14 protein-coding genes are annotated in these 21,112 nt (G+C 57.8%); 2 read left to right on the top strand and 12 right to left on the bottom strand.

The annotated features are described in order from the left end of the window. Nucleotides 1-4 precede the first annotated feature (4 nt). Nucleotides 5-2,779, top strand: coding sequence for a hypothetical protein (locus tag CHB83_RS17170; protein ID WP_045690142.1), 2,775 nt, complete (start codon nucleotides 5-7; stop codon nucleotides 2,777-2,779). A 22-nt stretch (nucleotides 2,780-2,801) separates the two neighbouring features. Here the strand turns inward: CHB83_RS17170 and CHB83_RS17175 are convergent, their stop codons facing one another. The 12 genes from CHB83_RS17175 to CHB83_RS17230 all read right to left on the bottom strand — a co-directional run bounded on the left by CHB83_RS17175 (nucleotide 2,802) and on the right by CHB83_RS17230 (nucleotide 19,652). Next, nucleotides 2,802-3,236, bottom strand: a complete 435-nt coding sequence (locus CHB83_RS17175) for an FAD-dependent monooxygenase (RefSeq protein WP_089333521.1) — start codon at nucleotides 3,234-3,236, stop codon at nucleotides 2,802-2,804. Nucleotides 3,237-3,299: 63 nt separating this feature from the next. Beyond that, nucleotides 3,300-3,950, bottom strand: coding sequence for an NAD(P)-binding protein (locus tag CHB83_RS17180; protein WP_089333522.1), 651 nt, complete (start codon nucleotides 3,948-3,950; stop codon nucleotides 3,300-3,302). A gap of 145 nt (nucleotides 3,951-4,095) precedes the next feature. Further along, nucleotides 4,096-6,033: a molecular chaperone DnaK gene (gene dnaK, locus CHB83_RS17185; RefSeq protein ID WP_045690140.1), complete on the bottom strand. Its 1,938-nt coding sequence runs from the start codon at nucleotides 6,031-6,033 to the stop codon at nucleotides 4,096-4,098. Nucleotides 6,034-6,409: 376 nt separating this feature from the next. Beyond that, the gene (locus CHB83_RS17190) at nucleotides 6,410-7,372 is read right to left on the bottom strand and encodes an alpha/beta hydrolase (protein ID WP_179225553.1); all 963 of its coding nucleotides are present in this window, start codon (nucleotides 7,370-7,372) and stop codon (nucleotides 6,410-6,412) included. 57 nt (nucleotides 7,373-7,429) lie between these two features. Beyond that, the gene (locus tag CHB83_RS17195) at nucleotides 7,430-8,284 is read right to left on the bottom strand and encodes a pseudouridine synthase (protein ID WP_089333524.1); all 855 of its coding nucleotides are present in this window, start codon (nucleotides 8,282-8,284) and stop codon (nucleotides 7,430-7,432) included. A 128-nt stretch (nucleotides 8,285-8,412) separates the two neighbouring features. Further along, complete coding sequence (locus CHB83_RS17200; RefSeq protein WP_089333525.1) at nucleotides 8,413-8,814, bottom strand: hypothetical protein; 402 nt, start codon at nucleotides 8,812-8,814, stop codon at nucleotides 8,413-8,415. Nucleotides 8,815-8,963: 149 nt separating this feature from the next. Next, nucleotides 8,964-11,033, bottom strand: coding sequence for a VWA domain-containing protein (locus CHB83_RS17205; protein WP_245855378.1), 2,070 nt, complete (start codon nucleotides 11,031-11,033; stop codon nucleotides 8,964-8,966). Between the two features lie 230 nt (nucleotides 11,034-11,263). Then, nucleotides 11,264-11,932, bottom strand: a complete 669-nt coding sequence (locus CHB83_RS17210) for a YiiX family permuted papain-like enzyme (RefSeq protein WP_089333526.1) — start codon at nucleotides 11,930-11,932, stop codon at nucleotides 11,264-11,266. Nucleotides 11,933-12,122: 190 nt separating this feature from the next. Further along, complete coding sequence (locus CHB83_RS17215; RefSeq protein ID WP_089333527.1) at nucleotides 12,123-16,358, bottom strand: T9SS type A sorting domain-containing protein; 4,236 nt, start codon at nucleotides 16,356-16,358, stop codon at nucleotides 12,123-12,125. A 42-nt stretch (nucleotides 16,359-16,400) separates the two neighbouring features. After that, complete coding sequence (locus tag CHB83_RS17220; protein WP_236705045.1) at nucleotides 16,401-17,726, bottom strand: DNA/RNA non-specific endonuclease; 1,326 nt, start codon at nucleotides 17,724-17,726, stop codon at nucleotides 16,401-16,403. 712 nt (nucleotides 17,727-18,438) lie between these two features. Next, entirely contained in the window at nucleotides 18,439-19,188 is a 750-nt protein-coding gene (gene fabG / locus CHB83_RS17225; RefSeq protein WP_045690133.1) for a 3-oxoacyl-[acyl-carrier-protein] reductase, read from the bottom strand. A gap of 68 nt (nucleotides 19,189-19,256) precedes the next feature. Next, the gene (locus CHB83_RS17230; protein WP_045690132.1) at nucleotides 19,257-19,652 is read right to left on the bottom strand and encodes a hypothetical protein; all 396 of its coding nucleotides are present in this window, start codon (nucleotides 19,650-19,652) and stop codon (nucleotides 19,257-19,259) included. Nucleotides 19,653-19,825: 173 nt separating this feature from the next. Here CHB83_RS17230 and CHB83_RS17235 point away from each other — a divergent pair, with 173 nt between their 5' ends. Further along, entirely contained in the window at nucleotides 19,826-21,067 is a 1,242-nt protein-coding gene (locus tag CHB83_RS17235) for an NAD(P)/FAD-dependent oxidoreductase (protein WP_089333528.1), read from the top strand. Nucleotides 21,068-21,112: the final 45 nt, after the last annotated feature.

Raw genomic sequence — 21,112 nt, forward strand, 5'->3', positions numbered from 1 at the left:
CGTTATGCAGCTGACCCTTCATTACCAAGCTACTGCGAGCCATGCGCCGTGCGCCGCTTTTTTGCGGGGCACCGCACCGGCCGAATGGCTGCGCGAAATAAGCCGCTGGAACGTGCCGCTTGCGGAATTGGTCTGCTTCCTCGTGCCAGAATCTATCCGTAGCGTGAAGGCAGCGGGGTTGTTTGTTGCCTTGCGCAATAGTACTAGCACGGCCCTCGCCGCCGCCGATCTGTTAGAGCCGTACGGCGTGGTAGCAGGGCGCCTCTACGTGCCCGTGCAGGCTGCCCTCTGGCCCGAAACTACCCCCGCCGAGCTAGCTCAACTTTTACTTTGGGAGCGGCAGCTCTTTCATCCAACCATAGGCGTAGTAGGGTTCGAAGCCACGGATGAGCTGCACCTCGCAGACCTGCTTGACTGTGGTACGAGCCTAGACGCTGACTGGACGTGGGCACACCCCGGCTTGCCCGCGCGTCCGCCCCTGCAACAGCTACAAGTGCAGCAGCCCACCGCAACGGAAGTAGTGGGCTCCTTCCGCGAAGATGTTGGAACTGAACCCCTGACCAGCTTACCACAGAATACCCCGGAGGAGCGCACCCCCCTGCAAAAAACGCTGGATGAAGTGAAGCGCCGCGCCTTGGAGGCTAGCTTAGCAGGCGTCAAGGGAGTAGGGCAGGCGCTGACTGGGCTGGGCAGCCTGCTACCAAGCGCCGGGGGAGGGCCGGGGGACACTGCTTCCGCCGGGCCAGGGCTGCTAGATCGGTTCGAGAACTGGCTGGCTAGCAACCTAAGTGGGCTAGATCAGAAGCGCAACGACGAAATTCAGCGCCTGCTACAGCTGTTCGACGAGAACATGGAGGAAGCTCTCAAGTATGCTATTCCACTTGATGGTCCTTACCTCAACCGTGGCGTGGCGTCCCCTTCTACTGCTCTGCAGCGGCATGGTACCAACTTCGACCCTACGCGGCTAGGTGGTGGAAGCCGGGTGGATGGCTGGAACTTGGGGCTGCACGAGTACCAACTGCGGGCAAACTACCAGCGGGCTGCTACCCAGGAAGCCGAAGCGGGCAACTACAAGAAAGCGGCCTACATTTATGCGCATCTGCTGGGCGACTATCACAGCGCGGCGCGCGTGCTGGAGCAAGGTGTCTACTACCGGGAGGCCGCCATTCTGTATAAAGACCACCTCAAGGACTTGCCCGCCGCCGCCGAGTGCCTGGAGCGCGGAAACTTGCTGCTGGAAGCCGTGGAAGTGTATGAGCAACTACGCAGGCCCGAAAAAGCTGGCGACTTATACCAACAGCTCCGGCAGCCTGCCCGCGCCGCCCAACGGTATGAACAGGCCGCAACTATCTTCCGAGACAACGGTGACTACCTAGAAACTGCTCGCGTGCTGGAACAGAAGCTGGCTGATCCTGCGCGGGCTCAGGAAGTGCTTTTGCAAGGCTGGAATGGAGCTAAGCAAGCGGAAGCCTGCCTATTGCGCTATTTCGAAGTAGTAGCCAACCAACCAGAAGCGGCGTTGGCTCCTGCCGTGCAGCAAGTGTATCAGGACCACACCCCGCCGCAGAAGCGGCCGGCTTTACTACAGGTGCTCGTAGCCGTGCAGGGGAAGCAGGAGAGAGGGTTGCAGGATGTCTCCCGAGAAATAGCCTACGAAATTATCAGTGGTGAGGCCAGCGCCGGACAGCTAGGCAACGTGCACCTGCTCAAGCAGTTTCTGCCCCAAGATCAGTTGCTGGGTGCCGATCTTAGCCGTTACGTTACAGGTGAGCGGGCTCGGATGGCAGCTCGGCCCACTACGCGGCCTGAAACTAGCCCCGCGGCAACGTCCTGGCAACTTGACCCTGAGATACAGTGGCTGCAGGCCGTGGCCCACCGCAATCAGTTTGTGGCAATTGGCACGCGGGAAAACCGCTTGCATTTGGTGCGGGGCAACTGGTACGGCAACTTTGAGTACTACTCCTGGCCCAACGAGCTAGCGGCTGATTCTCACATTCAGCTCCTTGCCGATGCGCAGCACGGCACGCGTATTCTGTTGCGCGACTATCCTAGCATGCTCTTCGAAACCAAGCTGCTGCCCAAGAATAAATATTTCAGCGAAGCACTGACCATTGAATCGCCGGTATGGCTGCCAAAAGGGCCACTTGCAATTGCTCTGCTGCCCGAGCGGGAAATTGCTACACTTACTATTAGTGGCGGCACCATGATGCTCCGCCGGTACAGTGGCACGGGGGCGTTGCTAAACAAAGTAGACTACTTCCCAGCGGGCGATATGCCGGCGTATGCGTGGGAAACTCCAGGGGGAACGGCCTTCACGATGGTGTACCGCAATGGCACGTACTACACATTTGCGGGGGAGGTACGCTTGGAGTTGCAGGAAACCGGCGAGCCTCGAATTGCTGGCACAAGCGCTACCATTGGGCAAATGGCAGTGTCAGCTTACGCAGAAGAGATGACACTGGCGTTTGGCACGGAACACGGTAGTTTCTTGTGTGGCCCACTACAGCCAGGCCGCACCGGCGGGCAACAGGAGGCCTACGTATCGGCCAATGCGCCCACCGCTATCCAGTTTGTGGGCCCCAACAAGCTTGCCGTTGCGAGTGTGCAGCAGGTAGTGCTCTATGCCTACTCTAAGGATGACGAAGACGGGACGCCCGAGGCTTCATTTGCTACCGAAGCGCCCATCATAGCCATTCTGCCTACTAGCAACCGTGAACAGTTTGCCTTGCTCTTAAGCACGGGAGAAATTTGCCTGAAACACCAGGAGCCCACTAGCTAGCATCGGTGGCCAAATAATTAACTTATACGGTTTCGTAGAGCCACGCCATTTGACTACGGCTGACAGCAGCCGGCAAATAGCGCATAACTGTGTTGCGCAGCATAACCACCAGCGGATTCTCTAGCTGCCCTACCCGGCCAAGCTGCCAAGAGGTGCGCACAATGCGGGTAGTGCGTGGCAAGCGCCGCTGCTCAAAGCGGCGGAAAGCGGCCGGTAGGTCCGTGGTTTCGGCTAGGCACTGCGCAAGTACGGCCGCGTCCTCCACGGCCATGCCGGCCCCTTGGCCCATGTTGGGGGTAGTGGCATGGCCCGCGTCGCCGAGCAGCAGCGTGCGGCCGTAGGCAAGGTGAGCCAACGGCTTTAGGTCCAGAATGTCGTTCCACAGTAACTGGTCGTCGCGGGTGAGGGCTAGCAGCGCTGGTACGGGCGCGTGAAAAGCGGCAAACTCCCGCTGCAAGTCGGCAGTACGAAAGCCTCGAAAGCGCGCATCCTGAGGCTGAGGACTGTTGATGCACGCAAACTAGTACACTCGGCCGCCCCCCACCGGCACGTAGCCAAACCGCCGGCCTCGCTCGCCCCACGTCTCGCATGACTCTCCGGCGGGCAAGGCTAAGCGGGTTGCGTCTACCACAGCTCGCCAGCAAGTGTAGCCAGCATAGCGCGGTGTAGCCCTTGGTAGTAGCTGCTGCCGCACCCGGGAGCGAAGGCCATCCACCCCCAGCAATGCATCAGCCGTAGCCATCCGGCCATTGGCGAAGTGCGCCATAACGCCAGTTGAAGTGGCCTCAAACTGCTCGAAAGGGTAGCCCAGGTGCACGGTACCTGCCGGCAGCGCCCGGAACAGCACCTGCTGCAACGCCGCCCGATGAATCCCCAAATTATCAAACCCTACTTTACGAGTGAACACCGACGTATCAGCGGCTTGTAGTAGCTGGCCCGCTTGGTCGCGCAGGTCGAGGTGCGTGACGGGGGTACCATGGGGACGAACGGCATCGTGCAGGCTGAGTTGGTGCAGGGCGCGCATGGCGTTGGCCCCGAGTACAATGCCGGCGCCTACTTCCCGCAACTCCGGGGCTGCTTCGTATACCTGCACGGTGTGGCCTTGCTGTAGTACGGCGTGCGCCGCGGTAAGACCACCAATGCCGGCGCCAATAATAACAAAGTGTGCCATGTTGTGAGGAAGAGCTACAAGTGGTGGGCTACCATAACGTAAGGGCTGACTGTCCGGTACGGCGTTTGACGTAATCGGAAGTCGATGAGTAACAAAAAAGGCCCGGAGCAGATGCCCCGGGCCTTTCGATTTACTTAACTGGCAATTACTTGCCTACTTCTTCGTAGTCTACGTCCGTCACGTTGTCGTGCGGCTGGCCTTGCTGGCCGTTGCCGCCGGGCTGGCCACCACCGAAGGGGTTGCCACCGTCGGCGCCGGGCTGGCCTTCTGGGCCACCTTGGGCATACATCTCTTGCGAGGCAGCCTGCCATGCAGCATTAATAGCTTCCATAGCGGTGTCAATCTGACCGAGGTCTTTGCTCTCGTGAGCCTTCTTGAGGTCGGCGAGGGCGTTTTCAACAGCCGTCTTGTTACCAGCGCTCAGCTTGTCGCCGTACTCTTTCAGCTGCTTCTCAGTCTGGAAGATCATCGAGTCAGCTTGGTTTACCTTCTCAATGCGCTCTTTCTCCTGCTTGTCAGCTTCGGCGTTGGCGCTAGCTTCATTACGCATCCGCTCAATGTCGGCGTCGGTGAGGCCCGACGAAGCTTCGATACGGATTTTCTGCTCTTTGCCGGTGCCTTTGTCTTTGGCCGACACGTGCAGAATGCCGTTGGCGTCGATGTCGAAGGTCACTTCAATTTGCGGAACACCGCGGGGTGCTGGCGGAATCGAGTCGAGGTGGAAGCGGCCAATGGTGCGGTTCTGCGAAGCCAACGGACGCTCGCCCTGCAGTACGTGAATCTCTACCGAAGGCTGGTTGTCCGAAGCCGTTGAGAAGGTTTCTGATTTCTTGGTCGGAATAGTGGTGTTCGACTCGATCAGCTTAGTCATAACACCGCCCATCGTTTCGATACCCAATGACAGCGGGGTTACGTCAAGCAAGAGTACGTCCTTCACTTCACCAGTCAGTACGCCACCTTGGATGGCTGCACCTACGGCTACTACCTCGTCGGGGTTAACGCCCTTAGAAGGCTTCTTGCCGAAGAACTTCTCTACTTCTTCCTGAATGCGGGGGATACGGGTAGAACCACCCACCAGGATTACTTCGTCGATGTCGGCAGTGCTCAGGCCAGCGTCTTGCAGGGCCTTTTTGCAGGGCTCCATTGAGCGACGTACGAGGTTGTCGGCTAGCTGCTCGAACTTCGCGCGGCTCAGCTTCACTACCAAGTGCTTGGGTCCCGAAGCGGTAGCCGTTACGTAGGGCAGGTTGATTTCCGTCTCCGTAGAGGAAGACAACTCTACCTTGGCCTTCTCAGCAGCTTCCTTCAAGCGCTGGAGCGCCATAGCGTCTTTGCGCAGGTCGAGGCCTTCGTTTTCGCTGGCGAAAGTTTCAGCCAGGAAGTTGATAATTACTTGGTCGAAGTCGTCGCCACCGAGGTGAGTGTCACCATTGGTGCTCAGTACTTCGAATACGCCATCACCCAACTCCAGAATCGAGATGTCGAAAGTACCACCACCAAGGTCGTACACAGCAATCTTCTGGTCTTTGTGCTTCTTGTCGAGGCCGTAAGCCAGGGCAGCAGCAGTCGGCTCGTTGATGATGCGCTTTACGTCGAGGCCAGCAATGGCACCAGCTTCTTTAGTAGCCTGGCGCTGGGCGTCATTGAAGTACGCGGGTACCGTAATAACGGCTTCCGTTACGCTAGTGCCCAGATAGTCTTCCGCCGTCTGCTTCATTTTTTGCAGTACCATGGCCGAGATTTCCTGGGGCGTGTACTGACGGTCGCCGATTTGAACGGCTACCGTGTTGTTGGAACCGCGCACCAGCTCGTACGATACGTGCTTGGACTCTTCGGTTACTTCGCCGAAGCCGCGGCCCATGAAGCGCTTAATCGACTGCAGCGTATTCTTGGGGTTGGTAATGGCCTGACGTTTGGCGGGGTCACCGACTTTCCGTTCGCCTTTACCGTTATCGAGGAACGCCACGATTGAGGGAGTCGTGCGGCGGCCTTCGCTATTCGGAATTACCACCGGCTCGTTGCCTTCCATTACGGCCACGCACGAGTTGGTGGTGCCGAGGTCAATACCGATTATTTTGCCCATGTGAATGGTTGTATATTAGGAGTTGAGATGTCAGATACTGGATGCGAATCACTCGCGTCGGGGTATTTACAAGACGCGTACCAGCCACTGAAAAGGCCCTTTTTCGTGACAGATTGTCATTTAGGGATATTCCGTGGTATAGTTTCGCGACTGTCTGACTTTTACGGGAAAACTACGGGTAGGATATGCTGACACAGGGGCAGAAACTGGTGCCCAGGACAAGGCCATAACACGCCCATAGGGCTTAATATTGGCATCCTGTGCCCGGTAAGGGATCTGAAAGGCCGGCTAGAAGCTGGCTCAGGTTGCCTATTAGGCCTTGCACAGTACAAGCATGTTCCAGATTTACTGTGTGCAACTGGCTGCGCTGCGGGCCCTAGTGGGAGACCAAGGGCGAAGAAGAGGAAGTGGCGGGCAGGTGCTGGAGAGCCTGAGCAAGGGTTTGCTGCCACAGCTCTCTATGCTTCCACCAGTAGGGCTCATGCCCAGAGCCAGGAAAATCCTGCCGCTGCTTGGGGCCGCGTAGGGCCTGGTAAATAGCATTAGTCTCCTGCGGTGTAACCCGGGGGTCGGCGGTGCCCCAGAGCAGGAGGGTAGGGGTAGTTACCTGGGCAGCGTAGGCAGTGGCATCAAGGTCAAAAGCCCAAAAGTTGTTTTCCACGCCGCCCCAAAACACCAATAAGTTGGCCATTGGAAACGAAGGAACGTGCATGGAGCGGAAACGGCTCTGGGCCGTTTGGAGCATGCTGCCATAGGGGCATTCCAGCAGATTGGCGGTAGGCCGCACGCCTAGCTCCGCCTCAGCCCGCAAGGTAGCCACGGCCCCCATGGAGTTGGCGTAGAGAAAAACCGGGCCCGGCCGCCGCTGCAGCCAGCGCGTTACGGCAGCTACATCTTCGGCTTCGTGGTGGCCTACGGTGCAGACATTGCCTGCCGAGCCGCCATTACCAGCAAAGTCAGTGAGCAGCACGTTGTAGCCCAGGCTCCGAAAATAGCTTGCCTCAGGTAGCAGCTTGCTTTTACTGCTGGTATAGCCGTGAAACAAGGCCACGGTTCCCCGCGGTTGCGGTACGGTGCTATACCACGTTTCCAGTCGGCCGTTGGGGCTTATCAGATATTGGGTGGAGTAGGGAAAAGCCGGAGTCGTGCGGTTAGTCGGCTTCGGATTTTTAATACCCGTGAGCAGTACCCCAATCTTCTCTAGCGGGGTAAGCTGCTCAGGGTTGTCGGTATGCGTGCCAGCTTCTATAGTGAAATGGGTGAAGCGCCAGGCGTGAAATGCCGCTACTACGTTCATCACCACAAATGCAATAGTAGCGAACAGGAGGAGGCGTTTCATTACCCTGGGCATAAAGAGCAAATTAGACCAACCTAGGACGATTACCCGACCAAGAGCCTAGCGTCGGCCCCCCGTGCGGCCACTGCCTCCGGTGCGGCTAGAGCCTGGCTTGCGGCCGGCACCCCGGGCAGCAGAAGCACCCGGTTTCGAGCCGGGAGCGGCGGAGCCAGCAGGGCGCGTGGCCTTTTTGCTTGGGTTGTCGCGCCTTGCCGAATTAGCTGGCCGGGCCTGTGCTGGCTTGCCTCCTGGCTTGGCAGCGGCGGCGTTGGGCCGTACGCCGCCCGGCCAGTATTCCGATGGTCTGCTGGGTGCTTTATACGTACCCGCGGCAGCGGTTTGCGCCGCCATGTCTTCTGTCAGGTCTTGTACTTCGGTTTTGGTTAGCTCGCGCCACTGGCCGGGCTGCAAGGCATCCACGCGCAAGTCGGCGATGCTCACGCGCACCAGGCGAAGAGTAGGATAGCCCACGGCGGCCGTCATCTTGCGCACCTGCCGGTTCATACCCTGAGAAATACGGATCTGCACCCACGTAGTCGGGATGTTGGCCCGGAACCGAACGGGTTTGCTTCGCTCCCAAAGCTGGGGCGCCTCGGGTAGCAGCTCTACCTCAGCGGGAGTAGTGAAGCCGGTCTTTAGGTCAACGCCGCGCCGTAGGTTTTGCAACGCTTCCTCACTGGGAATACCTTCTACCTGCGCCCAATACGTTTTGGGTACCTTAAACCGCGGCTCCGACAACCGGTGTTGCAGCTGCTTGTCGTCGGTAAGCAAAACCAGCCCCTCAGAGTCGTAATCGAGGCGGCCTACTGGGTAGATATTGGGAATTGATACGAAATCCTTGAGCGTAGCCCGGCCATTTTCGTCGGTGAACTGGGTGAGTACTTCGAAAGGCTTATTGACGAGAATGTAGCGCATAGCTGGCGCGAACCACGAATTCGCAGAAAAAAGAAAAGAAAGAAGAGTGGCCTTTCTCAGGGCGCCGAACGGAGAGCAGAATGGCTGCTGCTCTTCGGCTACCCGGGCAAGGCTGCCCAAAGGTACGCTTACTTCTGTAGGCGTTTACGACGGATGCTTTCCGCAACTAGGATTCGAACGTCACCGCTGGGGCGCACCACAAATTCCCCGCTGTCGAGCACCATCTGACCGTTGCGCATTTCGTCGCGGTAGTTGTGGTAGATTAGGGTGCCGATGCGTACAGAATCGGCGGCGGTAGGGGCTGGCGGCGCGGGCATGCCATTAATTCGGGCCATATCAGCCAGGTACAATAAGGAGTCGCGCTTGGTGTAAGGGCGGGCCTCAAACTTACCGGGGAAGTAGTTTTTTGCATCCGAAACTCGGCTGCGTACGAAGTCCTGCACGGCTAGCTCAGCTAGCTGCTGACCCGTTTTTTTGCAGCCAACCAGCAGAACGGCAGCGGCAAGAAAAGAAAAAGAAAGGCGTTTCATAAGGCAGTAAAGATAGCGCAGACCAAACCGACTAAGGCACAACCTCGGTTCCCGCAACCGGAATGCTTGGCAACGCAGGCAGTTAGGCGGCCAAACGCAACTTGGCCGGAGCGGGCGTGGGCACCGAAAGCAAGCCTATCAAGTCCGTGCTACACCCCCCCGGAGTACTTGCGGGTGGCCCATTCCACCGTCATCAGACCCAGCAACAGGAAGAACAGCCACTTCAGGTTGATGAGGTCTTTGAGGTCTTCCTGCTCGTAGATGACGGGCTTGTAGTTTGCTTTTTGGATGTCCTGGGCTAGTTGATCAAGCTGGGCGGGGTAGTATAGGCGCTGGCCGCTACGCTGGCTAAGCTGGCTAAGCAAATTGTGGTCGGCCCGCGACTGGAGCGCCTCTAGCTGCTGGTCTTGCACCAGCACTTCGCCGCGGTCCTGTTGAGGCTGGCCGCCCAGGGTAGCACGGGCAGCGTAGCGGTACAGGCCGCCGGGCAACGTGCCCAAGTGCAGAGGGGCGCCGTCTTCGGTGTTGGTGTACGTGAACGTGCGGGTTTTCTGCTGCTCATCGGTGAGCGTGAGGGTGATTTGCTGACCGTAGATACGCTCAAAAATGGCGTTGTAGGTTTCAGCCCCGAAGGTTATATCGTCCTGCGTAGTAAAGGCGTCCTGGGTCGGATACACATCAAGGCGCTTCTTATTGGCATTCTGCGTGAGCAGTTGCAGCGTTCGAATAATCAGCCGGTCGTAGGCTTCAGGCCGGTCGTCGTGCTCCACAGATTCCTGGAGGCGCCACTGCCAACTGCCATCCGTGAGCAAGGTAGCCTGGCGCTGCTGGGGCGTACCCCCGAAAACCAGCAGGGGCTTCTGCGTTTTGAGGCGCCCTACCTGCTGGTACAAGGCGGCCTCGGCGCTGCCACTCAGGCGCACATCGCCAAACGGTACGGGGGCGGGCGGATAGGTAGCGAACCGGGCCAGCGCTTCCGCTTCGAAGGTAAAACGGGAGAAGGCCGAGTTAAGCACGGGCGTCACATCGTCGGTCTGTTGGCCGCGGGGCTGCACGGTGAGGCCCGTGCTTATGGCGTTGTACGTCCCAAAATCCGACTGGCTACCCAGGATATACAAGGCCGGCAAACGACGCGTACGTACCAGGCTTAGTACTTCCTGCCCTTGCCCGGCCTGCGCCGGCAGCTGGTGTAAAATGGCAACATCGTAGTCTTGGGCTTTTAGCGGATTGATGCCAGGTAAATAGGTAGTGAGGTCGAAGTTGTCGTTCTGCAGGATAGCGGCACGCAGGGCCTTGAGGTCGGGGTGGGGAGCTGCGCCAGCCAGCAGCACCCGCAGCTTGCCCTTTACTACCTCCACGTACGCAAACTTGTTGTTATTCACAGGGGTGAACTCGCCCGCCTGCCGTGCTACTACTACCTCATAGCGTCGCTTGCCGGGGGCTGGGGCCGTTACTAGAAACGTGGTTTTGGTGCGCCGCTGGCCAGCGGGCAGGCTTACGCGTTTGGTTTGGAGAGTGCGGCCGTTTTCGCGGAGCACCACCGTGGCCGTGCCACCCGCAAAGCCATCGTACGCTACCTCGGCTTCCACCGGAAACTGGTTGCCGCTGAACGCAACGCGGTTGTAAGTAAGAATGGGCAGGCTCAAGTCCTTTTTGGCAATGGTGTCACCCAGGCCCAGGCTATAAATCGGGAAGTTATAGTCGGCAAACTGCGGGGCCCGGCCCTGGTTCACAAGGCCATCGGAGGCAAATACAACCCCCGCCAAGTTGCGGCCTTCATACTGCTCACGCACGTTGGTTAGTAGCCCATCCAAGTCGCTAGATGCTGCCCGGAACTGCACTGAGTCGGGGCGGGTAGGGCGCACTTGGTCCAGCACGCGCGTTTCTACCCGGAAGCCCCGCCCGCGCAACGTTTGGGCCAGTTGGGTCAGTCCTTGCGTAGCCTGCCGCAGCACCGGAGCCGGTGTAAATAAGCCTACCGATTGGGAGTTATCAACGGCTAGCACCAGGGTAGGCGCCTCGGTGGTATTAGTGGTGGTTTTGATAAAGGGCGAGAGGAGCAGAAAGCATAGAAAGCTTACCACCGCAAAGCGCACGAAAGCCAGCGCGTAGTTTACAGCCCGGCTCCAAGGCGCTTTGGCGGAATAAAGCAGCGCCGCGTAGCCCGCACCCACCAGCAGGCACAACAGAATAAACCAGGGAGAAGCAGATAGTACCAAAGGCAGAACGGTATAGCAACTGCATGAAAGAACCCCAGTTCTACCCGCATAGTTGCGCAGGATAGTCTCCGGGGTTAGTAAAACGAAGGTAGGGACTTGTGAGAGAGAAAATAGGTGAAAGTTACCTTCGGCCCTTTGAGCCAATGCCTAAAACTTGTAATTAAGTCGAAATAAGGTTTGCTGGTACTATGGCGCTACCCTTGCAGTTCAGGTGAGACCATGAGTACCTCTTACTGCACCGTTACTAGCTCCTTGCTTTCTAGCATCTGAACCGGGGAAATAACTTTTTCATCCAGTGGAATACGATTTCCGTACCGTTCGCGCAGCTTGGCTTGCACGGCGGAGTGGCTCAGGTCGAACTCGCGTAGTGTTTGCAGTTCACCTATTTCGCGGCCGGTAGCTTGCTGGTACATCTTCCAGAGCAGCTCCGAGCAGTAAATCCGATCATCAGACCAGCCGAAGTATAAGTCGTAGTTCTTGCCGCGGTACTGCTCGCCGGCCGCTTGGAGGCGCTGCAAGGCTGCGGGTGTCAGCACCGTCCTGGCATCGCGCAGGCGTTTTATGACCACCTTGCCATCCTTGCCGCGCGCTGCCCAGGCTACCAAAGAGGTTTCGCTTACAGGTTGCACCGCTTCAAATACGCGCCACTCTCCGTTCTTATGAAACAGAATGCCGCAGTGACTATAGGGCGAGTGCGTAGCCAGTTGTATCGCCTGGCTTTGCGCCGACTGGGACGTTTGAAAAATTAGGTCGCCGTTGTGGAGCCTGGCGCTAAGGCGGGCGACGGTGGCTTGGGCAGCTTGTGCTTGCTGGTAACGGGTAAGCCTACGCCATAGGCGCGGATAGCACGCTACTGAAATGGCTAGCAGTACTAATACAGGTAGGAGGAAACGAAACATACGTGTACCTAGAGTAGCGTAGTACAATGATAAGCCTTCCAACCAGACTGTGCCACAAGTGGCGCATACCACTAGGTTTTGTCACCTGGGGTAGATTGGGTGGTTTCCCGCCGGCCTATCTGCCAGCTTGCAGAAGCAAAAAGGGGGCGCCAAGTTGGCGCCCCCTTTTTGCTTGCTTTATAGCCTATGCTTACTTGTTCAGTACAACCCGAATGGTTTGAACCTTGCCGTCAATGAGCAGACGACCTGTGTACAGACCTGCGGGTAGCGCGCTGCCTTCCAGCGTGAACTCGTAATCTTGACCGCCTTGCACGACGCCGTTGTGGAACGTCTTCACTACCTGACCAAGCGAGTTATAGATTTGTAGCTGAGCCGTGCCCGTGCTTACGGGGCGGAAGTGAACCACGGTGCGCTCCGCGAAGGGGTTGGGGTATGCTTCGAACAGCAAAGCTGCGGTAGCCGTGCTGGTAGCGTCGCCGAGAAGCTGAGCGTCGGAAGAGGACTTCGCCTGCAGACTTCCTGCGCACGTGCCTAGCTGGTCGCCGTGCGCCAGGTGGCCCGCAATATCACCGAGGGGCTCGCATTGGGATGAGCCTTTGTGGCACACCATAATGCCCTTGTTCTTGTTGCCACAACGTACGTCAATTACTTGCAGCACTACGCTCTTGGTAGCAGTACAGCCCGAGTTGCTGGTCACCGTTACGGTATACGTGAACGTGCCGGCAGCCGTAGCGGTGAACACCGGGTTGGCGCTGGTGGCATTGCTTAGGCCAGTGGCCGGGCTCCAGCGGTAGCTTACCCCACCCGAAGCCGCCAGCGTAACGCTCTGCGGACCGTAGCCGAAGTATAAGTTGGTAGGTACTCCCCCCGTATACACCGTCGAAGAAGGCTTCACGGCAATAGCTGGAGTAGGAACCGTGCCCGTCACGTTGATAATGGCGGTCTGGCTGGCGGTGTTGCCGTACCGGTCGGTAGCCGTCAGCGTTACAGTGTTGGCGCCGATGTTCTCACAGCTGAAAGTGGTTTGGCTGAGGGCTAACGTAGCAATGCCACAGGCGTCGGTGCTGCCGTTGTTTACCTGTGCCGCCGTAACAGTAGCTGTGCCATTGCTGAGCGCTACAGTTACGTTCTGGGTGAGCACCAGAGGAGCCTGCTTGTCTTGCACCGTCACCACGAAGGTTTGCGTATCGGTGCCGCAGCGGTTGGTAGCCGTGGCCGTAACGGTGGTAGCGCCTACCGGGAAAATGTAGGGCGAAGTGATGGTGGTAGCAACGCCTTCCTTCACGATAGAGTAGGTAATGCTAGGCTCTGGGTCGCCAGAAACGGTGGCCGCAAAAAGTACTGGGGCTCCGCACTGGTCGGCGGCCGCGGTAGCCACCGGAACGGTGGGTACTGCCAGCACCGGTGGCTCGCACGTAATGCCCGTTTTAACAGCTTTGTAGGTGGTGCCAACGCGAATACCATCTACCACCAAGTTAGGGGAGCTGGCACCCTGGCGTAAGGCTACGGAACCAATGTTGTCGTTGGGCGCGGCGGGAGTGGCGCCGGTTTCCGTTGCGCTAGCCGTGGCCGTGGCGTGCTCCGTGTCGGTAGTTGGGTTGATGAAAAGCTGGGCGGTGCTGCCCGTTTCAGTAAACGAGTACTTCAACACAATTAGGTGCGTGGCATTCAACTCATACTGCTCCGTGGTGAAAGTAGTAGTACCCGTGCCGCTAGTGATGCCAAACTGCACTTTGTTGGTGGTGGCATCTTTGCGCACGTAGATGCGGCTGCGGAACGTGGTGCCAATGGCTTTCGGGCCAAGATGGAAGAAGTAGTCGCCGGCCAAGCTTGTAGAAGCGTTGGCCACATTCACCAGGTAAGACACATACACGGGCGTGCGGGCATATACTGCTTCAAAGGTGCGGTTAACGTCTTCGCCACTTGCTACCACGGCGGCGGCGTTGCCGCTGTTTGGGCCGTAGCCTGGGTATGAAAGGCCGGTAGCCGTTACCGCAACGGGTTTGGTACCCGCTCCACTGTGAGCCGTCCAGTTAGTTGCCGTCAGCAAGGAACCCGCCGCATAGTCGAAATTCTCTTCCAGCAGCAGAGCCGTAGGAATGGGCGTTGTCGTCTGGGTGAGGGTCCCCGGCGTCGTTGTCAGGTAATTCTCGGCGTAGGGCGTGTTGTTGTCGTTGAAGGCAAATACCGTGAAGTAGTAGGGTGTGTTGGGGCGTAGGTTGGTAACCGTCAGGGTGTCGCCGGTTCCGTTGTACACCACGTAGTTGCCCTTGCCCAGCACGCTGCCTTTGCCGAAAGCTGCGTCGGCGAGATAAGTGGTAGCATTTACAGGTTCCGCGTCTACGGCGCTGCCCAGGCGAGCTACTACCAGGCGTTTTGCACCATCACCCCCAGTTAGATTAAGCTGCAAGGAGGAGCCCGTTACCTGGGTGGCGGTGAGGCTAGCCGGACTAGTAGGCTGAGCTGCCAGGGGTACTTCTACGGTTGTAAACGAAAGCTCTTCGCCGTAGGCCGTGCTGGTGGCGTTGGTCGCATAGGCCCGCACGTAGTAGGTAGTGCCGGGCAGCAAACCAGTGATGGTGCTGGCAAACGTTCCCGTGCCAGTACCGTCCGACGTCTTGGTTGTGCCCAGAAGCGGGTTGGCAGTCCGGGACCATACTACGCCTCGTGCTGTTACGGCGCTGCCACCGTCGGTGTCCACCGTGCCGCCCGTGGTAGCTGTGGTAGGCGTCAGGCCCGACAGGGTGGTGGTGCTTAATGATGCGGGATACATAGGCTCAACGCCCGTGCCGGATACGGCCACGGCTGCGGCGGGCAGGCCCGTGCTCGTTACCGGAATGGTAGCTTCACTGGCCTGGACAGCCGTGGGGGTAAAGCGCACGTCGATGACGGTAGTGGGCACCTCACCGTTTACGGGCTGTAGCACAATGGCGCAGCAAGCAAAAGGGGTGTTGCCCGTGCGAATTTCAAAGCCTGTGGGTGGCGTGATGGTAATGTTATCGGAAAGGTTGGTTCCGCCAACGGTAAAGCTTTTTAAGGGGGCGCCTTCGCCGAGAGCTATGTTGCCAAAGCTAGGAAGGCTAGTGGCCGAGACAGTCAGGGCCGGAACAGAAATCGGGGCCGACACCGTAACCGTAATTGGTTCACTCACGCCCGTGGCAGAGGCGCAGGCGCTGGTAGTGGTAGCTTCCGCAACTACATAATACGTACCTGCCGTGGGGAAATCACTGCCCTGTAGTTGGTAGGAATTAGTAGTAGCGCCGGCAATGGCCGCGTAGAGGCCGGTGGGGCTAGTGGCGTACTTCCAGGTAAAAGTAGAGGTAGCAGCGGTGCTGGCTTGCAGCGTGGCACCCGTACCGGTAGTTGGCACGGTTTGGGCCAGCGTAGGCGAAACCGTAACGGTGTTGGTGGCCGCGGCCAAGCTAACCGTCAGGTCCGTGCCGTTGTCGGTGCCGTAGGTAGCCGGAGCGTCGTTGAGCACGCGCACGCGGTACTTACTGCCGCTAGCCGTACCGGCCGGAATAACCGCGGTGATAGGAGAGCTGCTGCCCGTGCCGATAATGTTGGTGGTCGTAGTAGCCGTAAATACGCCGGCCGCGTCCGACAGCTGCACTTTGTACGTTCCGGTGAAGGAGCCACTGCCGGTGTAGGGCACCACAAACTCGGGGCTGCCCGCCGTAGTAGTGACGCAGAAGGACGTGGTAGCTACTGCCCCCGTGGTGATGGTGGTAGTTGCGGGGCTTTCGGACGTAGCCGCCGTTACCTGCAGGTTGTCGATGCTGATTTTGGGGCGGCTGCCGCTAGGAGCAATTCCGCCGGCACTGGCGCTCATGTAGAAGCGTACCTTGGCCTGGGCGTTGTTGTTGAAGGCAGCTGGCAGCGCAACTGTCAGCTTGCCCGAAGCAGCTAGGTTGTTGGTGAGGACAGTGGCGGTTTGGGGTAAGTCAATGAATAAGCCGTTGGGCCCCGTGTTAGTTTGCAGCTTGAAAGTAGACTGCCGGTTGCCGGTTGAGTTATTGACCTCGGCCCAGTCAAGGCTAATGGTTCCTGCCGCAGTGCCCGAAAAGTCGAGGTGCAAGTCGAAGGCAGCTGGCTTTTCTCCGTCACTACCCGTCGATAACAAGACAATGGCGGCGGTTCCTTTCTGCACGCCCCCGGTAGAGCCGGTACTAAAAACCGTGTTGGTGTTAGGGTAAACAGGGTCGGGGTAGGCCACGCCGAACCGGTTTGCGCCGGTGCCGGTCGAGAAGTTGCTTCCCCAGGTAGCAATGGCTGTAAAAGCCTCCTGATAAGTACCCTCTCGCAATGGGTAAGGTGTCGGGGCCGTGGTTTGGGCCCAACTCAGTTGCACCCCCATCAATAAGAGGAAAGCCAGAGCAGCCGACCACTTCTTAACGTTCGAAACGCTACTATAAAAAATTGTCATACAGACGATTCAGTCTTTTCAAAAAGCAACAGGAAGAGAAAACTACAGCGCCGGACCGGCATCTACTTTCGATTCGAGGGCCGCTTGCACCTCCAGCGGCAGCTTCGACAGCAAGTCGTAGCCGGTGGCCTCCTCAATGGCGTCTACGCTGGTGCGGAACGTGCCCCAGTTGGTTTCCCGAATGCCCGTAGTGTTGGGCATATCCACGGCAATGACCCGGGTAGTAGCGGAGATGCGCGCGACGTCATTGTCGCCTACCGGCAGAATCACAATCACCTTCCAGGTGCGCTTGGGCACCGTCACGCGGCCTTGGTCAATGGAGGTAATCAGGCCGCCTGCCCCACCGCCTACGCCGTAGCTGCCGCAGATGACGTACACTTCATTGCTGGGCAGAAACGTGCGGGTATAGCTTTCCAGCGCGGCCCAAGGGCCCTGGTTGTTGTCGCCCGTCTGCGGCATCATGTTGGTCATCAAGAAGGTAGCTGAGTTATCTTCCAGAGTAGACGTACGGTCGGCAGAAGGGCAGTTGTGGCCCCGGTCGAAGCCCGTGTTGGAGTAGCTGGTGTTTTGTACTTGGTACCAGCCCGCGGGTAGGGAAGTATCGTTGCGGAAGTCGTCCTGGCGGTCAATGCTGCCGCGGTTGGTGATGTCCAGGTGCCAGCTCACCCAGTTAGGCTTGCCCTGGTCGCGGTTGTAGCCAATGACGAACTGCGGCTTTGTGAGCAGGTAGTTGTTATACGAGTTGAGGTCCGTAGTGGCGCCGCTTGGGTTACCCAGGGCTAAGTTGTCGTTGTCAACCGATGGCTGTACCACGCCGTACTCCGTCACCGCGAAGTCGTCGATGTTTAGCCGGGCCGCCCCACCCGATGTCTTCCGAATCTCGAATTTGACGTGGCCGGGAATGTTAGCGGTAAAGGATACTACCTGTAGGGTAGGGGAGGTCGTGAATACTGTGTTTCCCACCTTTGTCCACTTGTTGCAGTTGCAGGCCTCTGACTGGGCCCACAGCTCCCAGCTGCTGCTGGCGTCGGTGCCGTAGATGGCGTGCTGCACCGTGATGGTAGAAGCTCCGGTTGGCAGGAAGAACTCCATGGTGAGCTTGCCGTTTTGCTGCAGGCGCACACTCTGCGTACCGGTCTTGTGGTCAGCGTCGGAGCTACCTAGCGCGGCATTAGTCAGGGTCCAGTTGCCAGTAGCCAGTGCCGCAGAAGCCGCAGGATAGTCCGGCTTGGTCCCCGTGTCGAATGACTCTTGAAAAGTAACTGCGGCAGACTCCTCAGTGGCTGGGCTACTTGCGCGAACCGGACCATACGCCAAGCACGAGAGTAGAAATAAACAGCGCAGATAACTGCGTAAATTTTTTGACATACAGCGGCAAGAAAAAAGTATTCAAACAAGTTCCAGCCGACCCATATGGGTATCGGCCAAGCCACAAAATTACACCTCGGATAGGATCGGTTTATTATGAAATTGTTACTAAAGAATAGATAATAACATATATCTATAAAATAGTACAATTATTTATTTGTTTACCAAAGCCGATTTTGCTTGTCAGGAGCCGACATGAGTAGCTGCTGGACAGACTTGTACCATCAAAATCGGGTGGGTGTATAAGAGCCTTTGCAAACCGCTGGTAGATGTACAAAAGGGCTTGTTAATTGGCCCCTAACTCACAGGGGTACGCAGCGAGCCTACTAGCGCTAAGAGCAAGGCTCTTACACTCCAAGCCTGCTAAGCGCAACAGGTATAGGGTAGCAGAAGTACCCGAGGCTAGTGGAGAAACTGAACTATAAATAGTCCAGTAAAAAACATTATGCCCAGGTAGGCCCACGGAAGGCTACACTTTCACTACTACCCTGTCCTGCAATATCCTACCTAACACATCTGGAGTAGGATGTAATACAGAGCGGCCATCATCCTAATGCAGATTGATAATGCGGTAAGTATTTGTATTATAATAGGTTGAATGTTGGTTGGGACGAAAAGTCAGCGCATAAAGAAGCCCTTTCGCTTAAACACGCTGCTTAGCAAGCGGAGTGGTTAAGCGAAAGGGCCCAGAGTAAGAAGGAGCCTAGGACGACTAGGTCAGCATGCCACCGTCTACCTGTAGCACCTGTCCGGTGATATAGCTCGAATTATCGGAGGCAAGGAAGGCGGTGGCTTTGGCCACGTCTTCGGGAGAGCCGCCGCGCTTTAGCGGAATAGCTTTGCGCCACTCATCTACCTGCTTCTGGTCGAGAGCATCCGTCATTTCGGTTTCAATGAAGCCGGGAGCAATGGCGTTGCAACGGATGTTGCGCGAGCCCAATTCCAGCGCTACCGACTTCGTAAAGCCGATGATACCCGACTTGGAAGCCGCATAGTTGGCCTGGCCGGCGTTGCCTTTGATACCCACCACCGAAGTCATGTTGATAATGCTACCAGCTTTGGCGCGCATCATAGGCTTAGTGGCTGCTTTAGTCAGGTTAAACACCGATTTCAGGTTTACGGCAATAACCTGGTCCCACTGCTGCTCACTCATGCGCATGAGCAGACCATCCTGGGTGATGCCGGCGTTGTTTACCAGAATATCCAGCTTGCCAAACTCCGCTACCACATCATCTACCAGCTTTTCAGCTTCGGCGTAGATGGACGCATCGGAGCGGAAGCCTTTTACCTTGGTGCCGTGGGCGGCTAATTCTTCTTCCAGTTGCTGACCTTTCTCCACGCTGGAGAGGTAGGTGAAGGCTACCTGGGCGCCCAGTTGGGCGAAATGCACCGCAATGGCGCGGCCGATTCCTTTAGAAGCGCCCGTTATCAGGGCTACTTTTCCGTCGAGCAGTTTCGTCATGGGGGCGAAGGTAAGTAACGAACGGGTTCTATGTTCTACCCTAGCTTCGTAACTAGTGCCCCCCACGCTTACATAAGCCGTAGCCAACTGGTGGCTAGCTCCTGGCTGTCAAAGGACAGGACAATGGGCCGGGTAGTATGCTGCATGGAAAGATCAGCCGACAGGCGGCTGTACACATTGGAGGAGTAAACCCAGGCGAAATACTCAAGACCCGCGTCGGCCATCATCGGAAACCAAGTGGCGCCCACCCATTCCGAGGCATCGCTCCACATGCTTGTTACCTCCGTGTTGTCGTTAAGAACCTTTGAGCACCGCTCGTTGCGCAGAAAGTCGAGCAGGAGTAGGCAGCCTCCCTGCACCGATTCTAGGCTTTGGTCACCAGTCCAGTTGGCATATAGCCAGTTGTGGTGGTAGTCGTAAAAAATGGAGATGGAAGGTTCGCTGTGTAGAAGTCGTAGCGGCATAGGGAGAGTAGGCGTGAAACTCACAAAGCTAGCAGAAGCCAGAAATACGCCTTCCTGCTCCGTAAAATGGCGCGCTCACCCAGCCTACCCGCCAACTTATGGGCTACGTGTTAGGGCTTCACCCCAGGAATGCCAGTCTGCAATGCCGTCCGCTCGTATCTTCGTCGCCTCTTATGCCCGACGTAGATATCTGTATACTAGGAGCCGGACCTGGTGGAGCCACCGCGGCCCTGCACTTGGCCAATGCCGGCCGCCCCTGCCTGCTCCTCGACCGGGCCCGCTTCCCCCGCGACAAAGTGTGCGGCGACGCCCTCAGCGGCAAAGTGCTGGCCGAATTGCGCCGCATTCGTCCGGAGCTACCCGCCGAGCTGGAAACTTCCCCCGCCCAGTTGCCCAGTTGGGGAATCGAGTTTTATGCTCCGAACGGCCGCCGCCTCAGCGTTCCGTTCAAGCCGCGCTTTAATAAAGCCACAGATGCCGCCGCCGGCCACATCATCAAGCGCCTCCATTTTGACAACTTCCTAGTAGAAGAGGTGCGCTGCCGACCCGAAATCGACTTTCAAGAAGGGGTAGACGTTGCTAACCACGAGCAACTGCCCGACGGCCGCTGGCGCTTAACGGCCGCCGACGGCACAGAAATAGCTACGGCCCGGCTGCTGTTAGTTGCCAATGGGGCTCAGTCTAGCTTTGCCCGGCAGGTAGGTGGGCACGCCCTGGAGCCGGCCCACCATTGCGCGGGCCTGCGGGCGTATTACCGCGGTGTGCAAGGTCTCAGCCCCGATAATTTCATTGAGCTGCACTTTATCAAAGACTTTCTGCCGGGCTACCTCTGGGTATTTCCACTACCCAACGGCGAGGCTAATGTGGGAGTAGGGATGCTCACGGAAGCGGTATCCCAGAAAAAAGTAAATCTGCGTCAGCGGCTCGACGACATGCTACAAGCCCACCCAGCCCTGAAAGTGCGCTTTGCCGGGGCCGAGCGCCTGGGACCAGTGCGGGGCTTTGGACTGCCGCTAGGCTCCAAGCGCCGAGCACTATCGGGCAGGGGCTACTTACTGCTCGGCGACGCCGGCTCCCTCATCGACCCCTTCACGGGGGAGGGCATCGGGCACGCCATCATTTCGGGGCGTCACGCCGCCGATTGGGCTGGGCGCGCCCTCGTGGCGCAAGATTTCTCCCCGGCGTTTTTGCGCGGTTACGATGGTGCCGTGTACAACCGGCTGTGGCAGGAGCTGCGCCTTAGCCGGGTAATGCAGCGTCTGCTGAGCTATCCGTGGCTGTTCAACTTTGTGGCCTCCCGCGCCGCAAACAACCCAACCCTCGCCGAGACCATCAGCAATATGTTTCTCGATCTGGATTTGCGCGAGCGGCTCCGGCAGCCCAGTTTCTACCTGAAACTGCTACTAGGCCGGTAAGTAAAAAGAGGGCAACCCGCTACCGGGTTGCCCTCTTTTTAAGTG

Source organism: Hymenobacter mucosus (assembly GCF_900188255.1).
GTDB classification, from domain to species: Bacteria; Bacteroidota; Bacteroidia; order Cytophagales; family Hymenobacteraceae; genus Hymenobacter; species Hymenobacter mucosus.

Excerpts from the sequence above, each read along its gene's own strand:
- CHB83_RS17170 (WP_045690142.1), top strand. The coding sequence starts at position 5 with ATGCAGCTGACCCTTCATTACCAAGCTACTGCGAGCCATGCGCCGTGC.
- CHB83_RS17180 (WP_089333522.1), bottom strand. The coding sequence starts at position 3,950 with ATGGCACACTTTGTTATTATTGGCGCCGGCATTGGTGGTCTTACCGCG.
- dnaK (WP_045690140.1), bottom strand. The coding sequence starts at position 6,033 with ATGGGCAAAATAATCGGTATTGACCTCGGCACCACCAACTCGTGCGTG.
- CHB83_RS17190 (WP_179225553.1), bottom strand. The coding sequence starts at position 7,372 with ATGAAACGCCTCCTCCTGTTCGCTACTATTGCATTTGTGGTGATGAAC.
- CHB83_RS17195 (WP_089333524.1), bottom strand. The coding sequence starts at position 8,284 with ATGCGCTACATTCTCGTCAATAAGCCTTTCGAAGTACTCACCCAGTTC.
- CHB83_RS17200 (WP_089333525.1), bottom strand. The coding sequence starts at position 8,814 with ATGAAACGCCTTTCTTTTTCTTTTCTTGCCGCTGCCGTTCTGCTGGTT.
- CHB83_RS17210 (WP_089333526.1), bottom strand. The coding sequence starts at position 11,932 with ATGTTTCGTTTCCTCCTACCTGTATTAGTACTGCTAGCCATTTCAGTA.
- CHB83_RS17215 (WP_089333527.1), bottom strand. The coding sequence starts at position 16,358 with ATGACAATTTTTTATAGTAGCGTTTCGAACGTTAAGAAGTGGTCGGCT.
- CHB83_RS17220 (WP_236705045.1), bottom strand. The coding sequence starts at position 17,726 with ATGTCAAAAAATTTACGCAGTTATCTGCGCTGTTTATTTCTACTCTCG.
- fabG (WP_045690133.1), bottom strand. The coding sequence starts at position 19,188 with ATGACGAAACTGCTCGACGGAAAAGTAGCCCTGATAACGGGCGCTTCT.
- CHB83_RS17230 (WP_045690132.1), bottom strand. The coding sequence starts at position 19,652 with ATGCCGCTACGACTTCTACACAGCGAACCTTCCATCTCCATTTTTTAC.
- CHB83_RS17235 (WP_089333528.1), top strand. The coding sequence starts at position 19,826 with ATGCCCGACGTAGATATCTGTATACTAGGAGCCGGACCTGGTGGAGCC.